The sequence below is a fragment of the uncultured Cohaesibacter sp. genome, assembly GCF_963556055.3.
Classification (GTDB): Bacteria; Pseudomonadota; Alphaproteobacteria; order Rhizobiales; family Cohaesibacteraceae; genus Cohaesibacter.
Window position 1 is genome coordinate 38,233 of sequence record NZ_CAUVYE020000029.1, and the last position, 18,549, is coordinate 56,781.

The following is an 18,549-nucleotide window of genomic DNA, read 5'->3' on the forward strand; positions in this document are numbered from 1 at the left end:
AGCGCTCCGCATTGTTGAATGCGGAGCGTTTTCTTTTCTCACCTTGCGGTTCGAGGATTGAACACGGTTATTCCGAACGCGCAGGGATTTTCCTGATCTGAAAACCGGTCTTGGAAGGTTCGAAACCGCATTTTCGATAGAAATTCAGCGTCTCGTGTTTTTGTGATCCGGTCATCAGCATGACCTTGTAACAGCCATGCTGCCAAGCTTCGGACGTGACATGGGAAAGCAGGGCTCGACCTATGCCCTGTCCTCGAAAGTCATTGTGAGTCACGACATTTTCAACAAGGCCATAAGGAGCGCCATTGCGCGTCAGATTTGGAATGACGACGAGAGTGGCGCTCGCAACAAGGCGCCCCTTGATTCGCGCAAGATAGATCGCGCTCGGCTCCATTTGATTGAGCTGATCGAGAATGGCTTCTGCTCTGCTCAAATCAAGATCCGGGTCTTCGCAAATCAGATGCTTATAGAGCTCGAGCAGTTCAGCCAAGTCGGACTTGCGGGCCCTGGAAAACTCGAGCCCCTTGATCATTTCACTTCTTCGTTGGGATATACGCCCCACAACAGGTTGGATTTCAACCACCCCGTATATTTCTTGGCGATCACCTCGCACCAGCCCTTTTTGCACTCCTTGATATCGACCTGAACGCCGATCTGTGCCTCAAGCGCAATGGGCGCATCTTCTCGCGGGCTCCTGAGCAATGGAACAAGCGTTCCCACAGACTGCCAGGGGCTGATCAGAGCCGTGCGTCGCCCGGACAACAAGGAGTGGAAAACCCATCCCTCTTCGCCTTCGGAATCCCGAATCTGACGCCAATTGTCAAACTCGCTGACGATCTCGACTGGTAACCCTGCGCGGCGGAATACCCACTTGACCTTGTGATCAGTGGATGGCCCTGCGCGAACATTGACCCGATCCGATTTCAAGGAAACAAAACGCGGGACCTTCAGCCCTGATTGGCCGATTGTTGTTCCCTGCGCATGGGCTTGCAAGGAGGCCAGCATCATGGCCCACATGACAAGACAAACTGTCATCACCCATTTTCTGAGAAACACTGTTCTGCAAATCATCGTCGTGTTCGTTGCTTCCCTGATTTTTTAATTGGTCGGATTACTATATCTAAAGCAGCAATATAAAGATTTTTTTTAATCATAAGCTGTATCGATCTCCGTTCGGAGGCAATCTCAAACCATGGGATGACTGGCCAGATCCCCCAATTTGCCTATAGCATCAAGGAACCATCTGGCTGAGGCATCAATTGCGCTCGTCTGGCTGGTCGAAACGCTCACCCTGACTGTTTCCCAAATGACAGTAAGGCCGAACATGGAAGAGGCTGGAAAGCTCTTCTTGAACGAGCACATTCTGGCTTGGTTTGGAAACCGGTTTTGAATGAGATAGGAATAGGGCAAACCTATGGCGAGAACAAAGCCAATTGTAATCGTGACCCGTAAACTTCCCGATGCTGTGGAAACACGGATGCGCGAGCTGTTCGATACAAGGCTCAATCTGGACGACAGGGCAATGAGTCAGGCGGAGCTGGTTGAAGCGGTCAAACATGCCGATGTGTTGGTGCCAACGGTAACCGACAAGCTCGATTCGCACGTCATTTCCCAGGCCGGAGACAAGCTGAAACTGATTGCCAACTTCGGCAACGGAACGGACAATATCGATCTGCTGGCTGCCAACGCACGCAATATCATGGTGACCAACACCCCCAACGTCTTGACCGAAGACACCGCGGATATGGCCATGACCCTCATTCTGGCGGTACCAAGGCGGATTGCCGAAGGCATGATGATCCTCAAGGAAAAGGACAATTGGCCCGGCTGGTCGCCAACCTGGATGCTGGGCCGCAGGATCTGGGGGAAAAGACTCGGTATTATCGGCATGGGCCGAATCGGTCAGGCGGTCGCCCGTCGCGCCAAGGCCTTCGGCATGCAAATTCACTATCACAATCGCCGCAGATTGTCCGATACGGTTGAAGAGGAGCTTGAGGCGACATACTGGGACAGCCTTGACCAGATGCTGGCTCGCATGGATGTGATTTCCATCCATTGCCCCTACACACCGGCAACGTATCACCTGTTGTCCGCACGTCGGCTCAAGCTGATCAGTCCCTCTGCCTATATCGTCAATACCGCCCGCGGAGAGGTTATTGACGAGGCGGCTCTTGCCAAGATGATCGAGAAGCGGGAAATCGCGGGCGCGGGACTTGACGTTTTCGAATATGCTCCCCGCATCAATCCAAAGCTGGCCCGCTCGAGCCATGTTGTGCTGCTCCCTCACATGGGGTCGGCAACAGTAGAGGGGCGCATGGAAATGGGAGAAAGGGTCATTATCAATATCAAGGCCTTCTTCGATTGCCATCGTCCGCCGGATCGGGTTCTGCTGTCGGCGATGTGACCGTCTGATCGCAGCCGGTTCAATCGGGCCGTCTTCTGTAGGCGATTGTCTCGAAGCGGGCGGATCGTCCATCATAAAGGACCAGACGCCCGACAAGCCCTTCGCCAATACCGACGATTTCCTTGATGACCTCAAGGGCCTGCATGGAACCGATGATACCTGTCAGAGCTCCGACGACACCAGCCTCGGCGCAAGAGCGCTGAGTGCCCTTATCTGGCCCGACAGGAAACAGATCGCGGTAGCGAGGGTTGGGTCTGCCCTTTTCATCAAATTCATACGGCTTAAGAGTGGTAATCGACCCGTCAAACAACCCGACGGCTGCTGTGACCAGCGGAATATGTCGATCCTCGCAAAGATCGGCAAGCAGATAACGGGTCTCGATATTGTCGGAGCCATCTACCACGATGTCGAAATCTGCCACAAGGGCAGCACCATTTTCCCGCGTCAGACGGACCGGATGCGCAATGACCGTCACATGTGGATTGGACCGCTTGATACTACTACGGGCGCTTTCGGTCTTTGCAGTGCCAACTGCCTCGCTTGCATGCAGGATTTGACGTTGCAGATTGGACAAGGACACCGTGTCATCATCCACCACGCCCAGCGTGCCCACACCACAGGCGGCGAGATAAGCCAGAACAGGAGAGCCCAGACCTCCTGCACCAACGACAAGAACCCTTGCCTGTTTCAGTTTCTGTTGTCCGGGGCCGCCGATATCATGCATGACAATATGGCGAGCATAGCGTTCGATTTCCTGATCTGACAGCATCAAAGACCTTTCATTACGGGAGCGAATCAAAGGCTGAAAGGCACTGCGATGTAACGCAGGTTCAAACCGCTTTCTTCCCTTTTGTAGACACCGATCAAGGCCACCGCATGGGTGTTTGCAACAAGCCGGGTCGGGGCAAAGACGGCCGCCAGTTCGTAGCGTTCGGGACAGCCGCGAGAAGCGGGTACGCTCGCCTCATCATGCAGGCTCTCGAAACTGCCATCGGGTTTGGTCATGGACAGCACGAATCCCATGATCCTGCCATTGGATGCCCCGCATTTGTTGACATCCTGAACATCGATATTGCTGAGCGACAAACGATAGGGTCCCGGTTGAGCTTGGTCCAGCGGGATTGCAGTCTGGCGAAAAGCAAGCTCCGACTTGTCACTGAGTTCGTTGACGGGCGAGGCGGCCATCAGTACACCGGAATTGGAAATCTGATATTGCTGCATGATGGGCGTTGCTTGCTTGAACGCTTCAACGCGGGCGGCAAGCGGGGAGCGGCTGTCATCCTGCAAGACTATCTTTACCGGTGTTCCATCGACCCATTCGTCTCGCGCCAGATCGACAATATATATGCTGGAATAGGGATAGTGATCTCCGTCCTGCACGCCAAATTCCTCGAACGCAAAATAGCGCCCCCGTTCGTCGTCCGAAAATCCATGTGACCTGAATTCAGCTGCGTCTCCTGCCCATGAAGGGTTGATCGCCAGCCAGCTTGCCATAAGAAAAGCCACCCCTATCAAGCCTCTCGACACATTCTTCATCGCTTTCACCATGCCGTTCAATTGCCAACCCAATGGACTGTCCAGTGTCTGGCCCGCTCGTTCATTGCCTTTTGGCCATCCTCGTGATTCGTCTCTTATTGCCAAACAGCCTATCATGACAGTGAGTTGGTGATTCACCTGTCTTCACATGTTTTTCGTGAACAAATTCGCTTTAGCGTGAAGAAACGGGTGCTCGAAAACCAACGATTCTCATCAAGTTTCGCCTATTGCGCTTTTTGAGAGTCTTTGCCTGGAGCACATAAAAAAGCCGTGCACGGGTCTAGTCCCGTCCACGGCATGGTCTTCATTCGCAAAATCATTTCACAGGCGAATCAGTGCCTGTGCCATCGGCTATCAGACGCCATCAAACAGAGCGGTCGAGAGATAGCGCTCGGCAAAACTTGGAATGATGATGATGATATTTTTGCCTGCAAACTCTTCCCGTTTGCCAACTTGTACAGCTGCGGCCAGGGCAGCACCGGAGGAAATACCAGCCGGAACGCCTTCGGTCCTTGCAAGCTCACGCGAGTAGGCAAAAGCGTCTTCGTTGGCAATGGTGATCACTTCATCATAAATCTGGGTATTCAGAACGCCGGGTACAAAGCCTGCACCGATACCCTGAATCTTGTGCGGACCGGGCTGACCACCCGAGAGAACCGGGCTATCGGCCGGCTCGACTGCCACAATATGCAGATTTGGGTTGCGATCCTTGAGCGTGGTTCCCACACCAGTGATGGTTCCGCCCGTTCCGATGCCCGAGACCAGCACATCAACCTCGCCATGGGTGTCATTCCAGATCTCGACTGCCGTCGTGCTGGTATGAATTTCGGGGTTGGCAGCATTTTCGAACTGCTGCGGGATAACGGAATTCTCGATCTCGCCAAGCAGCTCTTCGGCTCGGGCGATAGCACCCTTCATGCCTTTTGGCCCTTCGGTCAATTCCAGCTCGGCACCGAGATAGGCAAACATCTTGCGACGCTCGACAGACATGGTTTCAGGCATGACGAGAATGAGGCGATACCCTTTCGAAGCCGCTGTGAAAGCAAGGCCAATTCCGGTATTGCCCGAGGTCGGCTCGATCAGCGTGGTTTTGCCCGGTTTGATCTGTCCAGATGATTCCATGGACTCGATCATGTTGACACCGATTCGGTCCTTGACGCTGGACAGCGGATTGAAAAATTCAAGTTTACCAATCAGGTTGGCTTTGACACCGTGTTTTTTTGCAAACTTGTCAAAGCGAACGAGCGGCGTGTTGCCGATTGTGTCAATGATCGAGTCATAGATGCGACCACGACCTTCTGTCTGTCTGGGCTTGTGAACCATTTATCTTTCCTCGCAAGGTTAACGGCGCGCTTACCCCTCTTCAGGAGAGCTGCGGGTCAATTCAAACTAACATTCATTTCCTGACGACAATGTAGGTAATTCGGACTGATATCGCGAGGAATCCGGTACCAACATTTTGGCTGATTGGAAAAAATCCAGCTAATAACACCAAGAATGAGAAAACGGATTTCCCTATGACGGATTATCGATCCTTTTGATGAGAAATTATTTTCAAATTCAACAGAGACAAAGCTATTTTTTGTGTCCGGTGGATCCGAAGCCGCCCTTGCCACGGTCTGTTTCATCCAGGCTGTCCACCTGAACGACCTTCATATGCAACACCGAGGCAACCACCATCTGGGCAATGCGCATTCCCCGTTCGACTACAAACTCTTCCTCGCCGTGGTTGATCATCAGGATCTTGACCTCGCCGCGATAATCGGAATCGATGGTGCCCGGTGTGTTGAGAAGGGTAACACCGAATTTCAGGGCAAGACCGGAACGGGGCCGAATCTGTGCTTCAAAGCCGCGATCAAGCCGCATGCAGAATCCGGTTGGGAGTAAAGCCCTTCCGCCATGGGGCTTCAAGACAACGGGTTCATCGGCCGGATTGGCGGCCTGAATATCAAGGCCTGCGGCTTCCTTGCTCTGATAGCTTGGCAGATCAAGCCCGTCGAAATGGGGCAAGGTCTGGATACACAGTCTTGGCTTGGCCATCGGGTTTCTCCAGGAGCCGGCCGATTACAATCAGACCTTGATTGGCTCATCCAGTGTTTCAGCAATACGGGAGATCAGGCGCCTGGCAACGTCGTCCTTGGACATGTCCTGCCAAGCCTCAATACCATCCTTGCGAACAATCCGGATCATATTGTGATCGCCACCCATAATACCGGTTTCTGGTGACACGTCATTGGCGATGATCCAGTCCGCTCCCTTTTTCGTCAGTTTTCTTGAGGCATTGGCCTCCAGATCCTGCGTTTCGGCAGCGAATCCAATGACGAGTTTTGGGCGAAGCTCCGGGTGCGTGCCGACAAATTGCGCGATATCGGGATTTTCGGCAAAATCCAGTTGCGGCAAGGAACCGTCTGGCTGTTTCTTGATCTTTTCGGCACCCTGATTTGCCACGCGCCAATCGGCAACGGCCGCGGCCATGATTGCCACATCGGAGGGCAGATGATTGCTGACCGCTTCGAGCATGTCTTTCGCGGTCTCGACAGGCACAAGTGTAACACCTGCTGGCGGGTCGAGCGTAACAGGGCCAGAGACGAGCGTAACCTTTGCCCCTGCGGCTCTTGCTGCCGCTGCCAGAGCATAACCCTGCTTGCCCGAAGAGCGATTGGCAATATAGCGCACCGGATCGATCGGCTCATGGGTTGGTCCGGCAGTGATAAGAATATGTTTGCCTGCAAGTGGTCCGGGAACGGGCTCAAGCAGGTTTTCGATTGCCTTGAAAATCTCTTCCGGTTCGCTCAACCGACCCGGCCCTTCTTCATTGCAGGCCATCATGCCGCTGTCAGGTCCGACAAAATGGTGTCCGTCACCTTTGAGTGTTGCCAGATTGCGCTGGGTTGCGGGGTGATACCACATACGAACATTCATCGCCGGAGCGACCAGTACGGGCTTGTCAGTTGCCAGCAATGTAGTGCTGGCAAGGTCGTCTGCGATGCCATTGGCCATTTTGGCGATCAGATTGGCCGTGGCCGGAGCCACCACCACCAGATCGGCATCGCGGGACAATTCGATATGACCGATCTCGCTTTCGCGCGTCAGGTCAAACAGTTCGGTGAGAACACTCTCCCCGGTCAGCGTCGAAATGGTCAGAGGCGAGACAAATTCGGTCGCCGCCTTGGTCATGATCACCTTGACGCTGGCCCCGCTTTTTAGCAGCAAGCGAATGAGATCAATCGCCTTGAAAGCAGCGATGCCGCCGGAAATGACCAGCAGAACCCGTTTGTTGGCAAGCATTTCAGTAACTCCAGATCTTTATGGCTATGGCGCAGAGGGCAATGGCAATGACCCAAAGGACAAGGCGACCTGATCGATTGCCTCTGGCTTCAACCTTGCCAATCGCTTCAACGGTTTCCGCGTCCAACCGCAATCCGTCACGTCCCATCGTGTCGAAACTCTCGGACAGCCGCTCCGCCCGCCGCGCCATTTCAGGCAGTTGCGCAGACAGGGTAGCCAAAGAGGTAAGGCCTCCCGCCACTTCCTTTGCCTTGGCAAGGGGCCCGAGATTCTTCTCCATCCAGGCCTTTACCACAGGCTCGGAGGTGTTCCAAAGATTGAGCTCTGGGTCTAGCATTCGGGCCACGCCTTCGGCAACTACCATGGTCTTTTGCAGCAGAATCAACTCGGTCCGGGTTGCCATGCCAAACACTTCGGTAAATTCGAACAGCTGGCTGAGAATGCCCGCCATGGAAATCTCGGAAGAGGCCCGCCCATGAATGGGCTCCCCGATGGACCGCAGGGCCTGAGCGAATGTGTCGACATCCTGAGTGGAAGGCACATAGCCTGCTTCGAAATGAATCTGGCTGACCCGACGGTAATCACGCACAATGAAGCCATAGAGAATTTCAGCAAGAAAGCGCTGTTCCTTGAGGCCAAGTCGACCCATGATACCGAAATCAACCGCAATCAGCTTTCCATCCGTGCCAAGAAACAGGTTGCCCGGATGCATGTCGGCATGAAAAAAGCCGTCGCGAAGTGCGTGATTGAGGAAGGTCTGAATGACACAACGCCCAAGCGCACTGAGATCATGACCGGACGCTCGCAAGGCTTCGATGTCGGTGAGCTTGATGCCGTCGATCCATTCCATGGTCATGACCGACTTGGCCGACTTTTCCCAATAGACGGTTGGAACGCGGAAGTCCTCATCAGTCGTGCAATTCTCACCCATTTCGCTGAGAGCCGCAGCTTCAAGGCGGAAGTCCATCTCAAGGCGAATGGATTGGGCAAGGGTATCGACCACCCCCACCGGCTTCAAGCGGCGAGAGGGGACGTGAATTGCCTCGATGAGACGGGCGGCAAGATAGAAGCTGGCCAGATCATCATGAAAGCGCTGGGCAATTTTCGGACGCAGAATCTTGACCGCAACAAGCCGGACTTGCCCCTGGCTATCGATGAAAGACGCCTTGTGAACCTGAGCAATCGACGCGGCGGCGACAGGTTCGGAAAAGCTGTCAAACAGCTCTTCGACATCTTTGCCCAATGCGTCCCTGATGGCTTTTCTGGCCGCCGCCATGTCAAAGGCGGGGACTCGGTCTTGCAAACTCGTGAGGGCCTCAGCCAGTTCCTTGCCAATCAGATCCGGCCTTGTGGCAAGAAACTGCCCCATCTTGACATAAGACGGTCCGAGTTTGTTAAGGGCCGCGCTCAGGCGTTCGCCCTTGTTGCGGGCGGAGACACCACGCCGCTCAAGGAGCCTGAGAAGAGAAATCGCCAGTCTTGGCGCAAGCGGCAGATCCGCAGGCGGCTCGACAATGGAAAAGACGCCCTCGCGCGCCAAGGTCAGCCCCGTTTTCATCAGGCGGAAAAATGCAGATGACGCACCGATCATGTTATTGCCCTGTCCCTTGCCTTCTTCCTTACAATTTCCAGCCCGAATGCATGGCGGTGATGCCACCTGTCATGTTGCGATAGGAAACCTGCTGGAAACCGGCATCCTCGATCATCATCCTGAAACGCGCCTTGTTGGGGAACTTGCGGATCGATTCCACCAGATATTCATAGCTTTCTGCGTCACCGGTGACAAAGTCGCCGATTTTCGGGATCGCATTGAAGGAAAAGGCATCATAGGCCTTGTCGAGGCCCGGCATGTCGACATTGGAAAATTCAAGACACATGAAGCGGCCACCACGCTTGAGCACCCGGTAGGCTTCCGACAAGGCCTTGTCGATACGCGGCACATTGCGAATACCGTAAGCGATGGTATAGGCGTCAAAGCTCTTGTCTTCAAAGGGCAGCTCTTCGGCATTGCCCTCGACAAATTCAAGATTGTCGAGCAGACCCTTTTCTCGTGCCCGATCCTTGCCAACCGAAAGCATGGATCCATTGATATCAAACACAGTGCAGTGGGCATTGCGATGAGACCGTTCAACCACCCGGAAGGAGATATCGCCGGTTCCCCCGGCCACATCGAGCAGTTTGAAGGGCGTCGATGGGCGTTGCGGCGGATTGAGCCAGGCCACAAAGGCATCTTTCCAGAGCCTGTGCATACCGCCGCTCATCAGATCATTCATGACATCATAGCGGTCTGCCACCTGATGAAAGACCTTGTTGACCAAAGGCTGCTTTTCGCCTTCGCGGACCTGTTCGAAGCCGAAGGACGTCGCCATGTCCACCACATTCTCCGTGCGATCTGTATTGTGAGCCGCCATGAAATCTTTCCTGTAGACCGCTTCCCGTGAGCGGCATTCCAACCTTTTGCGCCGGACAATAGCTCATATTTTTGGCAATTGCCATGTTTGGGTTGCGCATTTCTTGAGTTGCGTCCAATCCATTGCTAGGCTAGCCCTCCCCTTTCCGATTTGCCCAAGGAACGACTGATGGATATCGAGAGAATCAGAGCAGAAACCCCCGGTCTGAAACATGGAATTCACCTTTTGGCCTGCGGCTCGGCGCTGGCTCCCCAGCCGGTGATCGATGCGGTCAAGCACCATCTGGATCTCGAAGCGCAGATCGGAGGCTATGAGGCGCACAAGGCAGAGGACGCCATGCTTGATGCCACCTATGACAGCGTTGCACGATTGATCGGAGCCAGACGCCACGAAATCGCTCTGTTGGAAAATGCCACGGCAGCCTGGTGTCAGGCCTTCTATGCCCTACCCCTCAAAGCCGGAGATCGCGTCATTACCTGTCAGGCCGAATATGCGGCCAATTATGTCGCCTATCTGCAAAGACAGAAACGGGATGGCATCGAAATCGATGTGGTGCCCAATGACGAAAGCGGTGCGCTGGATGTCCAGGCGCTTGAACGCATGATCACCGACCGGACGGCGCTCGTCACCATCACCTGGGTGCCCACCAATGGCGGGCTCGTCAATCCGGCGGCAGAGGTGGGGGCCATTGCAAAAAAGGCGGGCGTACCTTTCCTGCTTGATGCCTGTCAGGCGGTGGGGCAAATGCCCGTTGATGTCGAAGCGCTCAACTGCGATTTTCTGTCGGCAACGGGACGTAAATTCCTGCGCGGGCCGCGCGGCACGGGTTTTCTTTATATCAGGGACAGCTGGCTGCAAAAGCTCGAGCCCATCATGATCGATCATTTTGCCGCCCCTTGGGTCACGACAGACAGCTATGCCTTGCGCGATGACGCACGCCGTTTCGAGAATTGGGAAAACAGCTACGCCTTGCGGGCCGGGCTGAAGGTGGCTTGCGATTATGCCATGGCGCTGGGGATCGAGGCCATCGAGGAACGAGCCACAATGCTCGCCGATACGCTGCGCGCCCGGATTAGTGAGCTTGAGGGTGCCAAAGTACTGGACCTCGGGGCAAAGCAATGCGCCATTGTCAGTTTCACGATTGACGGTCTTGATCCTCATTCCACGGTCACGGCTTTGCGAGACAAGGGAATTACCATCGGAGCGTCAAGCCCCGACAGCACCAGACTTGATGCCGAATATCGCAATCTGCGCGAGATGTTCCGGGCGGCACCGCATTATTTCAACAATGAAGCGGATCTTGATGCGCTCATTGTGGCACTCAAGTCGCAACTCTGAGGATTGCCATGCCTGAATTGCCAGAGGTGGAAACCGTAAGACGCGGCCTACAGCCGGTGCTGGAAGGCGCGCGCATTGAGCGGGCAGAAATCAGACGCAAAAACCTGCGCTTCGATTTCCCCGATCAGATGGCGGAGCGGCTGGCGGGACATCAGGTCGTCTCGCTTGGAAGACGTGCGAAATATCTGCTGGCCGATCTTGATGATGGCTGGGTGCTGGTCATGCATCTGGGCATGTCGGGATCGTTCCGTGTCGTGCTCAAGGACGAACAGCACCTGATTGCCGACGAGGCCTTTCATCTGGCCCGCGGCAAACGCCCCGAGCATGATCATGTTGTGCTGCATCTGAACTCTGGCGCGTCCATTCTTTACAATGACCCGCGCCGTTTCGGCTTTTTTGATCTCATTGCACGCAAGGACATTAACGAGCATCCCTATTTTGCCAAACTGGGGGCTGAACCTGTTGGCAATGCTCTCAGCCCCGAATATCTGGCGGCTAAATTTGCCGGCAAGAAAACGCCACTCAAATCCGCCCTGCTGGATCAGCATATCATCGCCGGACTTGGCAATATCTATGTCTGCGAGGCCCTTCACAGATCCGGTTTGGATCCGAAACGAGCCTCAGGGACACTCGTTACCAAACGCGGGCTCCCCTCGGCAAAGCTCACCCTGCTAACCGAGCAGATCCGGGCGACGATTGCCGAGGCCATTGAAGCGGGTGGCTCGACCTTGCGGGATCACACGCGCGCCGATGGCAGCCTTGGCTATTTTCAGCATCGTTTCAAAGTCTATGACCGGGAGGGCGACCCGTGCCCGAAAGAAAGCTGTTCTGGCATCATAGCGCGCATCACTCAAGGTGGACGCTCGACCTTCTATTGCCCGACATGCCAGAAGTAGGAGCCCGGACATGATCCTTGTAAGACCGGCTCGCAGCGATGACATTCCGGCCCTTGCCGAGCTTGGCCTAAGGGCCTGGCACCAAGGGATCGGCCCTCTTGTCTCACAAGCCATTATTGACAGATTTGAGCGCTGCAATCCGTTCTTCCCATTTCTTGAGCAACAAGGAGCAGGCATTCTCGTCGGAGAATTGAACGGTATTGTGGCCGGACTTGGCGCGTCAGAGACTTCTGACAACTCTATCAGCGATCTTTGGGTATCTCCTGAGCATGAGGGAAAAGGCGTTGGAACAGCGCTTCTCCATGCTTTGGAGGACAGCATCCGCACAAAGGGCTTCGAGGCTTCAAGGCTCTCGGTTGCCGTGGGCAATGTCCGCGCTCATGATCTGTATGTCCATCTTGGATATTCTGAAGTGTGGCGCGGCGAACGATATGATCCCATCCTTGATCGAATGCTCGAGAAGATCGACTTGGAAAAGCCCTTACCAAATCAGATGGCTACACGCCTCGGAAAAGGGACCTGATTCACAATTCCGTGCCCCAAAAGCCTTTGAAGCCTATTTGATCACCATTCGTCAAAAACCGGTTTGCCGGTCTGAAAGAGGGATGAAGATCGCTGATTTGCTCTTTTTGCACTTCATCTCACATCTTTCTTGACCCGTTGCAAGAGGCTGGATTGGCAGCGAAACGTGAAGTGGTGTCGGAGAATGCGGTCGTTATGTCATCGAGCTGACCGGCGGGCATCTGATCTGGCCCAATACGAAAAAGGGAAGCTGCCTGGCTCCCCTTCGTTCTTTCTGTCTCTCAGGTCCAATTCTTGCTCAGTGAACAAGCAAGGTGCCAGCACCGCCTTCGGTGAAAAGCTCGAGAAGCACCGCATGTGGGACCTTGCCATCCAGAATGACGACGCCTTCCACGCCTTTGTTGAGCGCATCGATACAGGTTTCGACTTTCGGGATCATGCCACCGGAAATGGTGCCGTCGGCGATAAGGGCATGGGCCTGCTTGATAGTCAGCTGCTTGATCAGCTTGCCATCCTTGTCGAGAACACCGGGAACATCGGTCAGGAACAGCAGGCGTTTGGCATTGACGGCACCGGCAATCGCTCCGGCAAATGTGTCCGCATTGATGTTGTAGGTCTGGCCATCGACGCCAGGGGCAACCGGCGCTATGACCGGAATGAGAGCATCCTTGGCGACGATATCAAGCACCGAGCGATCAACCGTTTTTGGCTCACCGACAAATCCCAGATCAATGATTTCCTCGATCTTGCTGTCAGGGTCGCGAATGGAACGGGTCAGCTTTTCGGCCTGCACAAGATTGCCATCCTTGCCACACAGGCCAATGGCCCGTCCACCCTCTGCGTTGATATTGCGAACAATGGACTTGTTGATTGATCCGGCAAGGACCATTTCAACCACTTCAACCGTGTGGGCATCGGTGACGCGCAGGCCACCCTTGAATTCTGACTTGATGCCAAGCTTGTCGAGCATCGACTTGATCTGAGGACCGCCACCATGCACCACCACCGGCTTCACGCCGGCCTGCTTGAGCAGAACGATATCACGCGCAAAAGCCTGTCCCAGCTCAGCGTCTCCCATGGCATGGCCACCATATTTGACCACAACAGACTGGCCATCATATCGCTGCATGAAGGGAAGCGCTTCGGAAATAGTCTTGGCGCGGTTGGCGGGATTGCTCGAAACGGCTGGTTGATCAGACATGTAGCTACTCATCACTCTGTCAAATTGCAAACTGCTCAGCTCTATAACGCCTCTTGCGCAGCAACGCAAGAATGCCAAAGGGATATGCTGATATTGTCAAGAGTTTTGAAATATTGTGCGGCAAATTGCCCTCACTGTCCCTCGGAAAGCAACAACATTTCGGCGCGAAGGCGCTTGATGCCGATTTTCTTTTCCGAGGAGGTGAGCAAGACTTCGGGATGAGCGGCAGGGCGTTTTTTGAGACCCAGTTGCACCGTCTCGATGACCTTTTTCAGGTCCTTGAGCTTGGTCTTGTCAACCTTGGTCAACACCACCTGATAATTCACTGCCGCCTTGTCGAGAGTTCCCATGACCTCGATGTCATTAGACTTGAGCCCGTGTCGGCTATCGATCAGAATATAGACACGACGCAAATTGGGACGCCCGCGCAAATAATCGAGAATGAGTGCATTCCAGGCAGCAACCTCGGCCTTGGAAGCCTTGGCATAGCCGTATCCGGGCATATCGCAAATTACCAGTGTCGGGTTGCTTTCGGGCCTGAAGAAATTGAGCTCCTTGGTGCGCCCCGGCGTGTTGGACGTACGGGCCAGAGCCTTGCGTCCGGTGATGGCATTGAGAAGCGATGACTTGCCCACATTGGAGCGACCGGCAAAGGCGATTTCCACGCCCTCAATCGGGGGAAGCTGGTGGAAGAATTTTGTTCCCCACATGAAATCCCAGGCCTGAGCGAACAAAAGCCGACCCTTTTCGACCAGAGACGGATCCAGCTCGTCATCCCCGACGAGAGCCGCGAGGCTGTCTTCAGTCTCGTTTTGAGAGGAAAGGTCGGTCTGGTTCTGCTCGGTCGTCATGATGATGGTCCTGAGGTAAGAAAGGGCAGGCCTTGGTAGCCTGCCTTTTCATTTCATTCAAGCAGATTTCGCAGCGCTGTCAAACCAAGTCGTGATTTGACTCTTTTGCGGCCCGTCTCAAGGCTTCGATATCGGCTCCTTGAATTGCAAGCCGGTGCTTGTTGATGCATTCTATTGGCCAATCCCACCAAGCAAGGGTCAGAAGCTCCTCAATCGTGGCTTCATCAAACCGCATACGAATCTGGCGAGCCGGATTGCCCGCAAAAATCGAATAGGCGGGAACATCGCTCGCGACCATCGCGCCAGAACCGATGATTGCACCGGAGCCGATCTTGACGCCGGGCATGACAGTCGCCTTGCGTCCGATCCAGACGTCATGGCCGATGATCGTATCGCCACGGGACAGGGACTTGAATGCCTCGATGTCAAAGCCCTCGCCCCAGCCGCCACCCATGATGCCAAATGGATAGCATGATATACCGCGCATATCGTGGTTGGCTCCGTTCATGATGAAGGTGGCACCCGTGGCCAAAGCACAGAATTTGCCGATAATCAGACGATCACCCAGAAAGTCATACTGATAGAGCACATTTTTCTGCTCGAACAACTCCGGACTATCCGGGTCGTCATAATAGGTGAAGTCGCCCACTTCGATCAGTGGGTTGGTTACCAGCGGCTTGAGGAAAACCGTGCGTTTAAATGCAGGGATTGGATAGGGATTGTTCGGATCGGGATGCGTAAGGATAGGATCTTGCATGTGTCTGACCTATTCGCTGAGTTGGAAAAATGACAGGGAAGCGAGCAGCAAATCAACCAGCGGGATTCCTCTCCTTCTGGCCTTCCGGCAAAGGATCAATCCATAAAAAACTGGTTTGCAGGATTTGCTGTGGTCAGTTGTTCATCGTCCTGTTTCACTCTTGATCGCGTTGATGGGCAAGATCTGGCGAGCCTATCACATCCTGTTTCGGGGTCCAGATGAGCGGGCTGGTCGGACACGCTTCTGCTGGCATCGTGACATCTGCGCAACAAAAAGGGCAGCTCGAAGGCTGCCCTTGTCGTGATCATATTCGGACTTTGCTAGTCACTGCTGGCTGGCTTTCGCGAGAAAGTGTCCTTGATATTCTGCCAGATCTCGATCTTGGTGCCGTGGCGCTTCATGATTGCAGCCTGTTGCAGAATCGAGAGCGAGTTGTTCCAGGCCCAATAGATCACCAGACCGGCAGGCATGCGCGCCAGCATGAAGGTGAACATGATCGGCATCCAGGTGAAGATCATTTTCTGGGTCGGATCCGGAGGCGTCGGGTTCAGCTTCATCTGAACGAACATGGTAATACCCATGATCAAAGGCCAGATGCCGATTGCCAGAAAGGCCGGTGTATCCCAGGGAACCAGACCAAACAGGGTGAAAAAGTTGGTCGGATCCGGCGCAGACAAATCCTGAATCCAGCCAAAGAATGGCGCATGGCGCATTTCGATGGTGGTATAGAGCACCTTATAGAGCGAGAAGAAAACCGGGATCTGAATGACCATCGGAAGACATCCGGCCAGCGGATTGACCTTTTCTTCCTGATAGAGCTTCATGATCGCCTGTTGCTGAGCCTGTTTGTCATCGCCGAAATTCTTCTTGATCTCTTCCATTTTCGGCTGGAGCAGCTTCATTTTCGACATGGAAGCATAAGACTTGTTGGCCAGCGGGAAGAAGATCAGTTTCACAATGACGGTGATCAGCAGAATGGCAATACCGAAGTTGCCGATCAGACCATAAAGGCCATCGATCGCCCAGAACATCGGTTTGGTGATGAAGTAGAACCAACCCCAGTCGATCATCAGATCGAAATGAAGAGCTTCGGTCTTGGTCTGCACTTCCTTGAGGGTTGCAACTTCCTTTGCACCGGCAAACAGGAATGCCTTGTAGCTGGCACTTGACCCGGCAGCCACACCAACGGCATCACCCAGATAATCGGTCTGGTAGGCAGGTTTGCCAGCAATCTCGCTATAGCGGAAAGACGGCTGGAAGCTGGTATTCTGTGGCGGAATGATTGCGGTTGCCCAATATTTATCCGTAATGCCGACCCAGCCCTGTTTTGATTTTTCAGGCTGAACCAGAGGATCTTCTTTCAGATCCTTGTAATCGACTTCCTGCAACCCTTCATCACCTGCAACACCAAGAAGGCCTTCATGCAGGATATACAGACCCGAGGTCTTGACATCGCCATGGCGCGAAACCAGACCGTAGGGATAAAGAGCAACGGCAGCATCTGCGGTATTGTCCACCTTTTGCTCGACGGTGAAGAGATAATTCTCGTCGACGGAGATGGTGCGCGTGAATTTCAGACCAGCTCCGTTGTCCCAGCTCAGAACCAGAGGCGTTTGCATGGTCAGCTTGGAGCCTTCGGGAGCCGTCCAAACGGTGTTTGTCCCCGGCAGGGCGATGTCGCCGGAGCCGGAAACCCAACCGAATTCTGCGTAGTAGGGCTTGGCGGTGCCGGAAGGGGACAGAAGCGTGATCATCGGGCTGTCATCGTCCAATGTCTCGCGATAGTCCTTGAGCTTGAGATCATCAATGCGGGCACCGGTCAGATTGAGCGATCCGGTCAGCTTGGGTGTATCGATGTCTATGCGAGCCGACTTTGCCAGAACCGCTTCGCTTGAAAGTGGTACGGCACCAGAGCCTTGAGCCGTTGCCTGAGCGGCGCCAGGTGCGGTCGGGGCCGTGCTCGTCTGTTGCCCGGTCTGGCCTGCGGCGTCTGTCTGCGTTGCCTGTTGATCGGCAAGTTGTTCCTGCCGAAGCCGTTCCGCTTCCATCCGTGGCCCGGCGACGAAATATTGCCAACCCAACAACACGATGAAAGACAGGGCAATGGCAAGGAAGAGATTGCGATTATTTTCCATCGACTTTCTTCATCCCATCTGATGTAGCGAACTTGCCTTGCTCTTACTCGGTCGCGGACTGGCAAGCCCTTCTCTGGTGTTGCACTTGGCGGCTCAGAACGGCTGCGTCAAGTGTCTTGTTCAAATTATGATGGCCTGCATTCAATCAGCCTCGATATCCGAATGATGCCTGCAATCCTGTTCGGCCACTCAACCGGCCGCGAATCGTGATCCAAGGGATACACAAAATCAGTTACTCTTTTGCGAATCTCGACCATTGCGATCCACGGGCCTGTCTGATTTCCCGCCCTTCTTCGCCGGTTTGCGAAAATTGGCCTTCTTGCGCCAAGGTCCTTCGCTTTTGCCGGCTGCAATGTCCGAAACACAGCCTTTGAAATCATCACAAAGAGAATCAAAGGCCAGATGCAAGGCTCCAGAGCGTCCGATCATGACATAATCCCAACCGGTTTGCAGATGATCGGGTCCCAAAAGTCTTGCCACTTCGCGTAAACGGCGCTTGATCCTGTTGCGAACCACGGCATTGCCGACTTTCTTGGTCACCGTAAAACCGATCCGGGCAGAATCGTCATCTTGAGGCTTGCGACGGATGGCCTGAAGCACAAAACCGCGGCGGGAGAGTCGAGCCCCCTTGGCCGCGGCCAAAAATTCGCTGCGCTTTTTCAATCGAAGCATGCCGCCCCCCTTAAAGCGCTGTAGTTTGCGCATGTCCGGATGTCCGCTTGCCGTGAAGAGGTCCCAGACATGCAAAACCGCCAGATTTGAAGCCCTATCGGCCTAAATTCTGGCGGTTGTGCAAATTACCTTAAGCAGACAGGCGCTTGCGTCCTTTTGCCCGACGACGTGCCAAGACCAGACGGCCATTCTTGGTTGCCATGCGAGCCCGGAAGCCGTGGCGGCGCTTGCGCACCAGTCGGCTTGGCTGATAAGTCCGTTTCATGGGCTTTACACCGCTTGCGCGGCTCCTTTTTAATTTTCACTTCTTATCAGGGCGGTAAAAAGAAGCGCCTCGAACGAGACGCTTTTTCGCAATCCTGATATACTTGGATCGGCTTATACGGAGATGCGGGCTAGGAGTCAATCTCCGAGCGTGAAAAAACGCCAAATTTTGATCGGATCCAGCCTCATTCCATTTCAGACCCCCTTTCGGGGGACAGATCACGGCACTTTCAACTCTTTCCAGACAGGTTTCACCAGAGCGTGAGCTTTGCTC

At 54.3% G+C, this 18,549-nt stretch carries 19 protein-coding genes; 4 read left to right on the forward strand and 15 right to left on the reverse strand.

Annotated elements, in window-relative coordinates; genetic code table 11:
* Positions 1-67: 67 nt before the first annotated feature.
* Together ACHZB8_RS17740 and ACHZB8_RS17745 are read right to left on the reverse strand one after the other, a co-directional pair.
* Positions 68-532 carry a GNAT family N-acetyltransferase gene (locus tag ACHZB8_RS17740; protein ID WP_316862278.1) on the reverse strand — a complete coding sequence of 155 codons (465 nt, stop codon included), beginning with the start codon at positions 530-532 and terminating at the stop codon, positions 68-70.
* On the reverse strand, positions 529-1,035 hold the full coding sequence (locus ACHZB8_RS17745) for an SH3 domain-containing protein (protein WP_316862279.1): 507 nt from the start codon (positions 1,033-1,035) through the stop codon (positions 529-531). The genes ACHZB8_RS17740 and ACHZB8_RS17745 overlap by 4 nt, the downstream gene beginning before the upstream one ends.
* 379 nt (positions 1,036-1,414) lie before the next feature.
* Here ACHZB8_RS17745 and ACHZB8_RS17750 point away from each other — a divergent pair, with 379 nt between their 5' ends.
* Positions 1,415-2,404 (forward strand): D-glycerate dehydrogenase, encoded by a 990-nt coding sequence (locus ACHZB8_RS17750; protein ID WP_316862280.1) that lies wholly within the window; start codon positions 1,415-1,417, stop codon positions 2,402-2,404.
* Positions 2,405-2,423: 19 nt separating this feature from the next.
* Here ACHZB8_RS17750 and moeB read toward each other — a convergent pair whose 3' ends face one another.
* The 7 genes from moeB to ubiE all read right to left on the reverse strand — a co-directional run bounded on the left by moeB (position 2,424) and on the right by ubiE (position 9,639).
* Entirely contained in the window at positions 2,424-3,173 is a 750-nt protein-coding gene (gene moeB, locus ACHZB8_RS17755; protein ID WP_316862281.1) for a molybdopterin-synthase adenylyltransferase MoeB, read from the reverse strand.
* Positions 3,174-3,199: 26 nt separating this feature from the next.
* Entirely contained in the window at positions 3,200-3,973 is a 774-nt protein-coding gene (locus ACHZB8_RS17760; RefSeq protein WP_316862282.1) for a DUF2259 domain-containing protein, read from the reverse strand.
* Positions 3,974-4,294: 321 nt separating this feature from the next.
* Positions 4,295-5,263: a cysteine synthase A gene (cysK, locus tag ACHZB8_RS17765; protein WP_316862284.1), complete on the reverse strand. Its 969-nt coding sequence runs from the start codon at positions 5,261-5,263 to the stop codon at positions 4,295-4,297.
* A 252-nt stretch (positions 5,264-5,515) separates the two neighbouring features.
* Positions 5,516-5,980 carry a dUTP diphosphatase gene (dut, locus tag ACHZB8_RS17770; protein ID WP_316862286.1) on the reverse strand — a complete coding sequence of 155 codons (465 nt, stop codon included), beginning with the start codon at positions 5,978-5,980 and terminating at the stop codon, positions 5,516-5,518.
* A gap of 30 nt (positions 5,981-6,010) precedes the next feature.
* Positions 6,011-7,228, reverse strand: coding sequence for a bifunctional phosphopantothenoylcysteine decarboxylase/phosphopantothenate--cysteine ligase CoaBC (gene coaBC, locus ACHZB8_RS17775; protein ID WP_316862287.1), 1,218 nt, complete (start codon positions 7,226-7,228; stop codon positions 6,011-6,013).
* Between the two features lies 1 nt (position 7,229).
* Positions 7,230-8,819, reverse strand: a complete 1,590-nt coding sequence (gene ubiB, locus ACHZB8_RS17780) for a 2-polyprenylphenol 6-hydroxylase (protein ID WP_316862288.1) — start codon at positions 8,817-8,819, stop codon at positions 7,230-7,232.
* 28 nt (positions 8,820-8,847) lie between these two features.
* Positions 8,848-9,639: a bifunctional demethylmenaquinone methyltransferase/2-methoxy-6-polyprenyl-1,4-benzoquinol methylase UbiE gene (gene ubiE / locus ACHZB8_RS17785; protein WP_316862290.1), complete on the reverse strand. Its 792-nt coding sequence runs from the start codon at positions 9,637-9,639 to the stop codon at positions 8,848-8,850.
* Between the two features lie 165 nt (positions 9,640-9,804).
* Here ubiE and ACHZB8_RS17790 point away from each other — a divergent pair, with 165 nt between their 5' ends.
* From ACHZB8_RS17790 to ACHZB8_RS17800, 3 genes are read left to right on the forward strand one after another with little or no spacing between them, the layout of a single operon-like run.
* Positions 9,805-10,977, forward strand: coding sequence for an aminotransferase class V-fold PLP-dependent enzyme (locus ACHZB8_RS17790; protein WP_316862332.1), 1,173 nt, complete (start codon positions 9,805-9,807; stop codon positions 10,975-10,977).
* An 8-nt stretch (positions 10,978-10,985) separates the two neighbouring features.
* Positions 10,986-11,873, forward strand: a complete 888-nt coding sequence (gene mutM / locus ACHZB8_RS17795; protein WP_316862292.1) for a bifunctional DNA-formamidopyrimidine glycosylase/DNA-(apurinic or apyrimidinic site) lyase — start codon at positions 10,986-10,988, stop codon at positions 11,871-11,873.
* 10 nt (positions 11,874-11,883) lie between these two features.
* Positions 11,884-12,396: a GNAT family N-acetyltransferase gene (locus tag ACHZB8_RS17800; RefSeq protein ID WP_316862293.1), complete on the forward strand. Its 513-nt coding sequence runs from the start codon at positions 11,884-11,886 to the stop codon at positions 12,394-12,396.
* A 297-nt stretch (positions 12,397-12,693) separates the two neighbouring features.
* Here the strand turns inward: ACHZB8_RS17800 and argB are convergent, their stop codons facing one another.
* The 6 genes from argB to rpmH form a co-directional block, all read right to left on the reverse strand.
* Positions 12,694-13,596 (reverse strand): acetylglutamate kinase, encoded by a 903-nt coding sequence (argB, locus tag ACHZB8_RS17805; protein WP_316862294.1) that lies wholly within the window; start codon positions 13,594-13,596, stop codon positions 12,694-12,696.
* A gap of 131 nt (positions 13,597-13,727) precedes the next feature.
* Positions 13,728-14,447 carry a ribosome biogenesis GTP-binding protein YihA/YsxC gene (gene yihA / locus ACHZB8_RS17810; RefSeq protein WP_316862296.1) on the reverse strand — a complete coding sequence of 240 codons (720 nt, stop codon included), beginning with the start codon at positions 14,445-14,447 and terminating at the stop codon, positions 13,728-13,730.
* A 79-nt stretch (positions 14,448-14,526) separates the two neighbouring features.
* A complete protein-coding gene (locus ACHZB8_RS17815) occupies positions 14,527-15,204 on the reverse strand; it encodes a CatB-related O-acetyltransferase (RefSeq protein ID WP_316862297.1) in 678 nt (225 codons plus the stop codon).
* Positions 15,205-15,524: 320 nt separating this feature from the next.
* On the reverse strand, positions 15,525-17,339 hold the full coding sequence (gene yidC / locus ACHZB8_RS17820; protein ID WP_316862298.1) for a membrane protein insertase YidC: 1,815 nt from the start codon (positions 17,337-17,339) through the stop codon (positions 15,525-15,527).
* Positions 17,340-17,567: 228 nt separating this feature from the next.
* Positions 17,568-18,011: a ribonuclease P protein component gene (gene rnpA / locus ACHZB8_RS17825; RefSeq protein ID WP_316862299.1), complete on the reverse strand. Its 444-nt coding sequence runs from the start codon at positions 18,009-18,011 to the stop codon at positions 17,568-17,570.
* A gap of 130 nt (positions 18,012-18,141) precedes the next feature.
* Positions 18,142-18,276: a 50S ribosomal protein L34 gene (gene rpmH / locus ACHZB8_RS17830; protein ID WP_316862300.1), complete on the reverse strand. Its 135-nt coding sequence runs from the start codon at positions 18,274-18,276 to the stop codon at positions 18,142-18,144.
* Positions 18,277-18,549 lie beyond the last annotated feature (273 nt).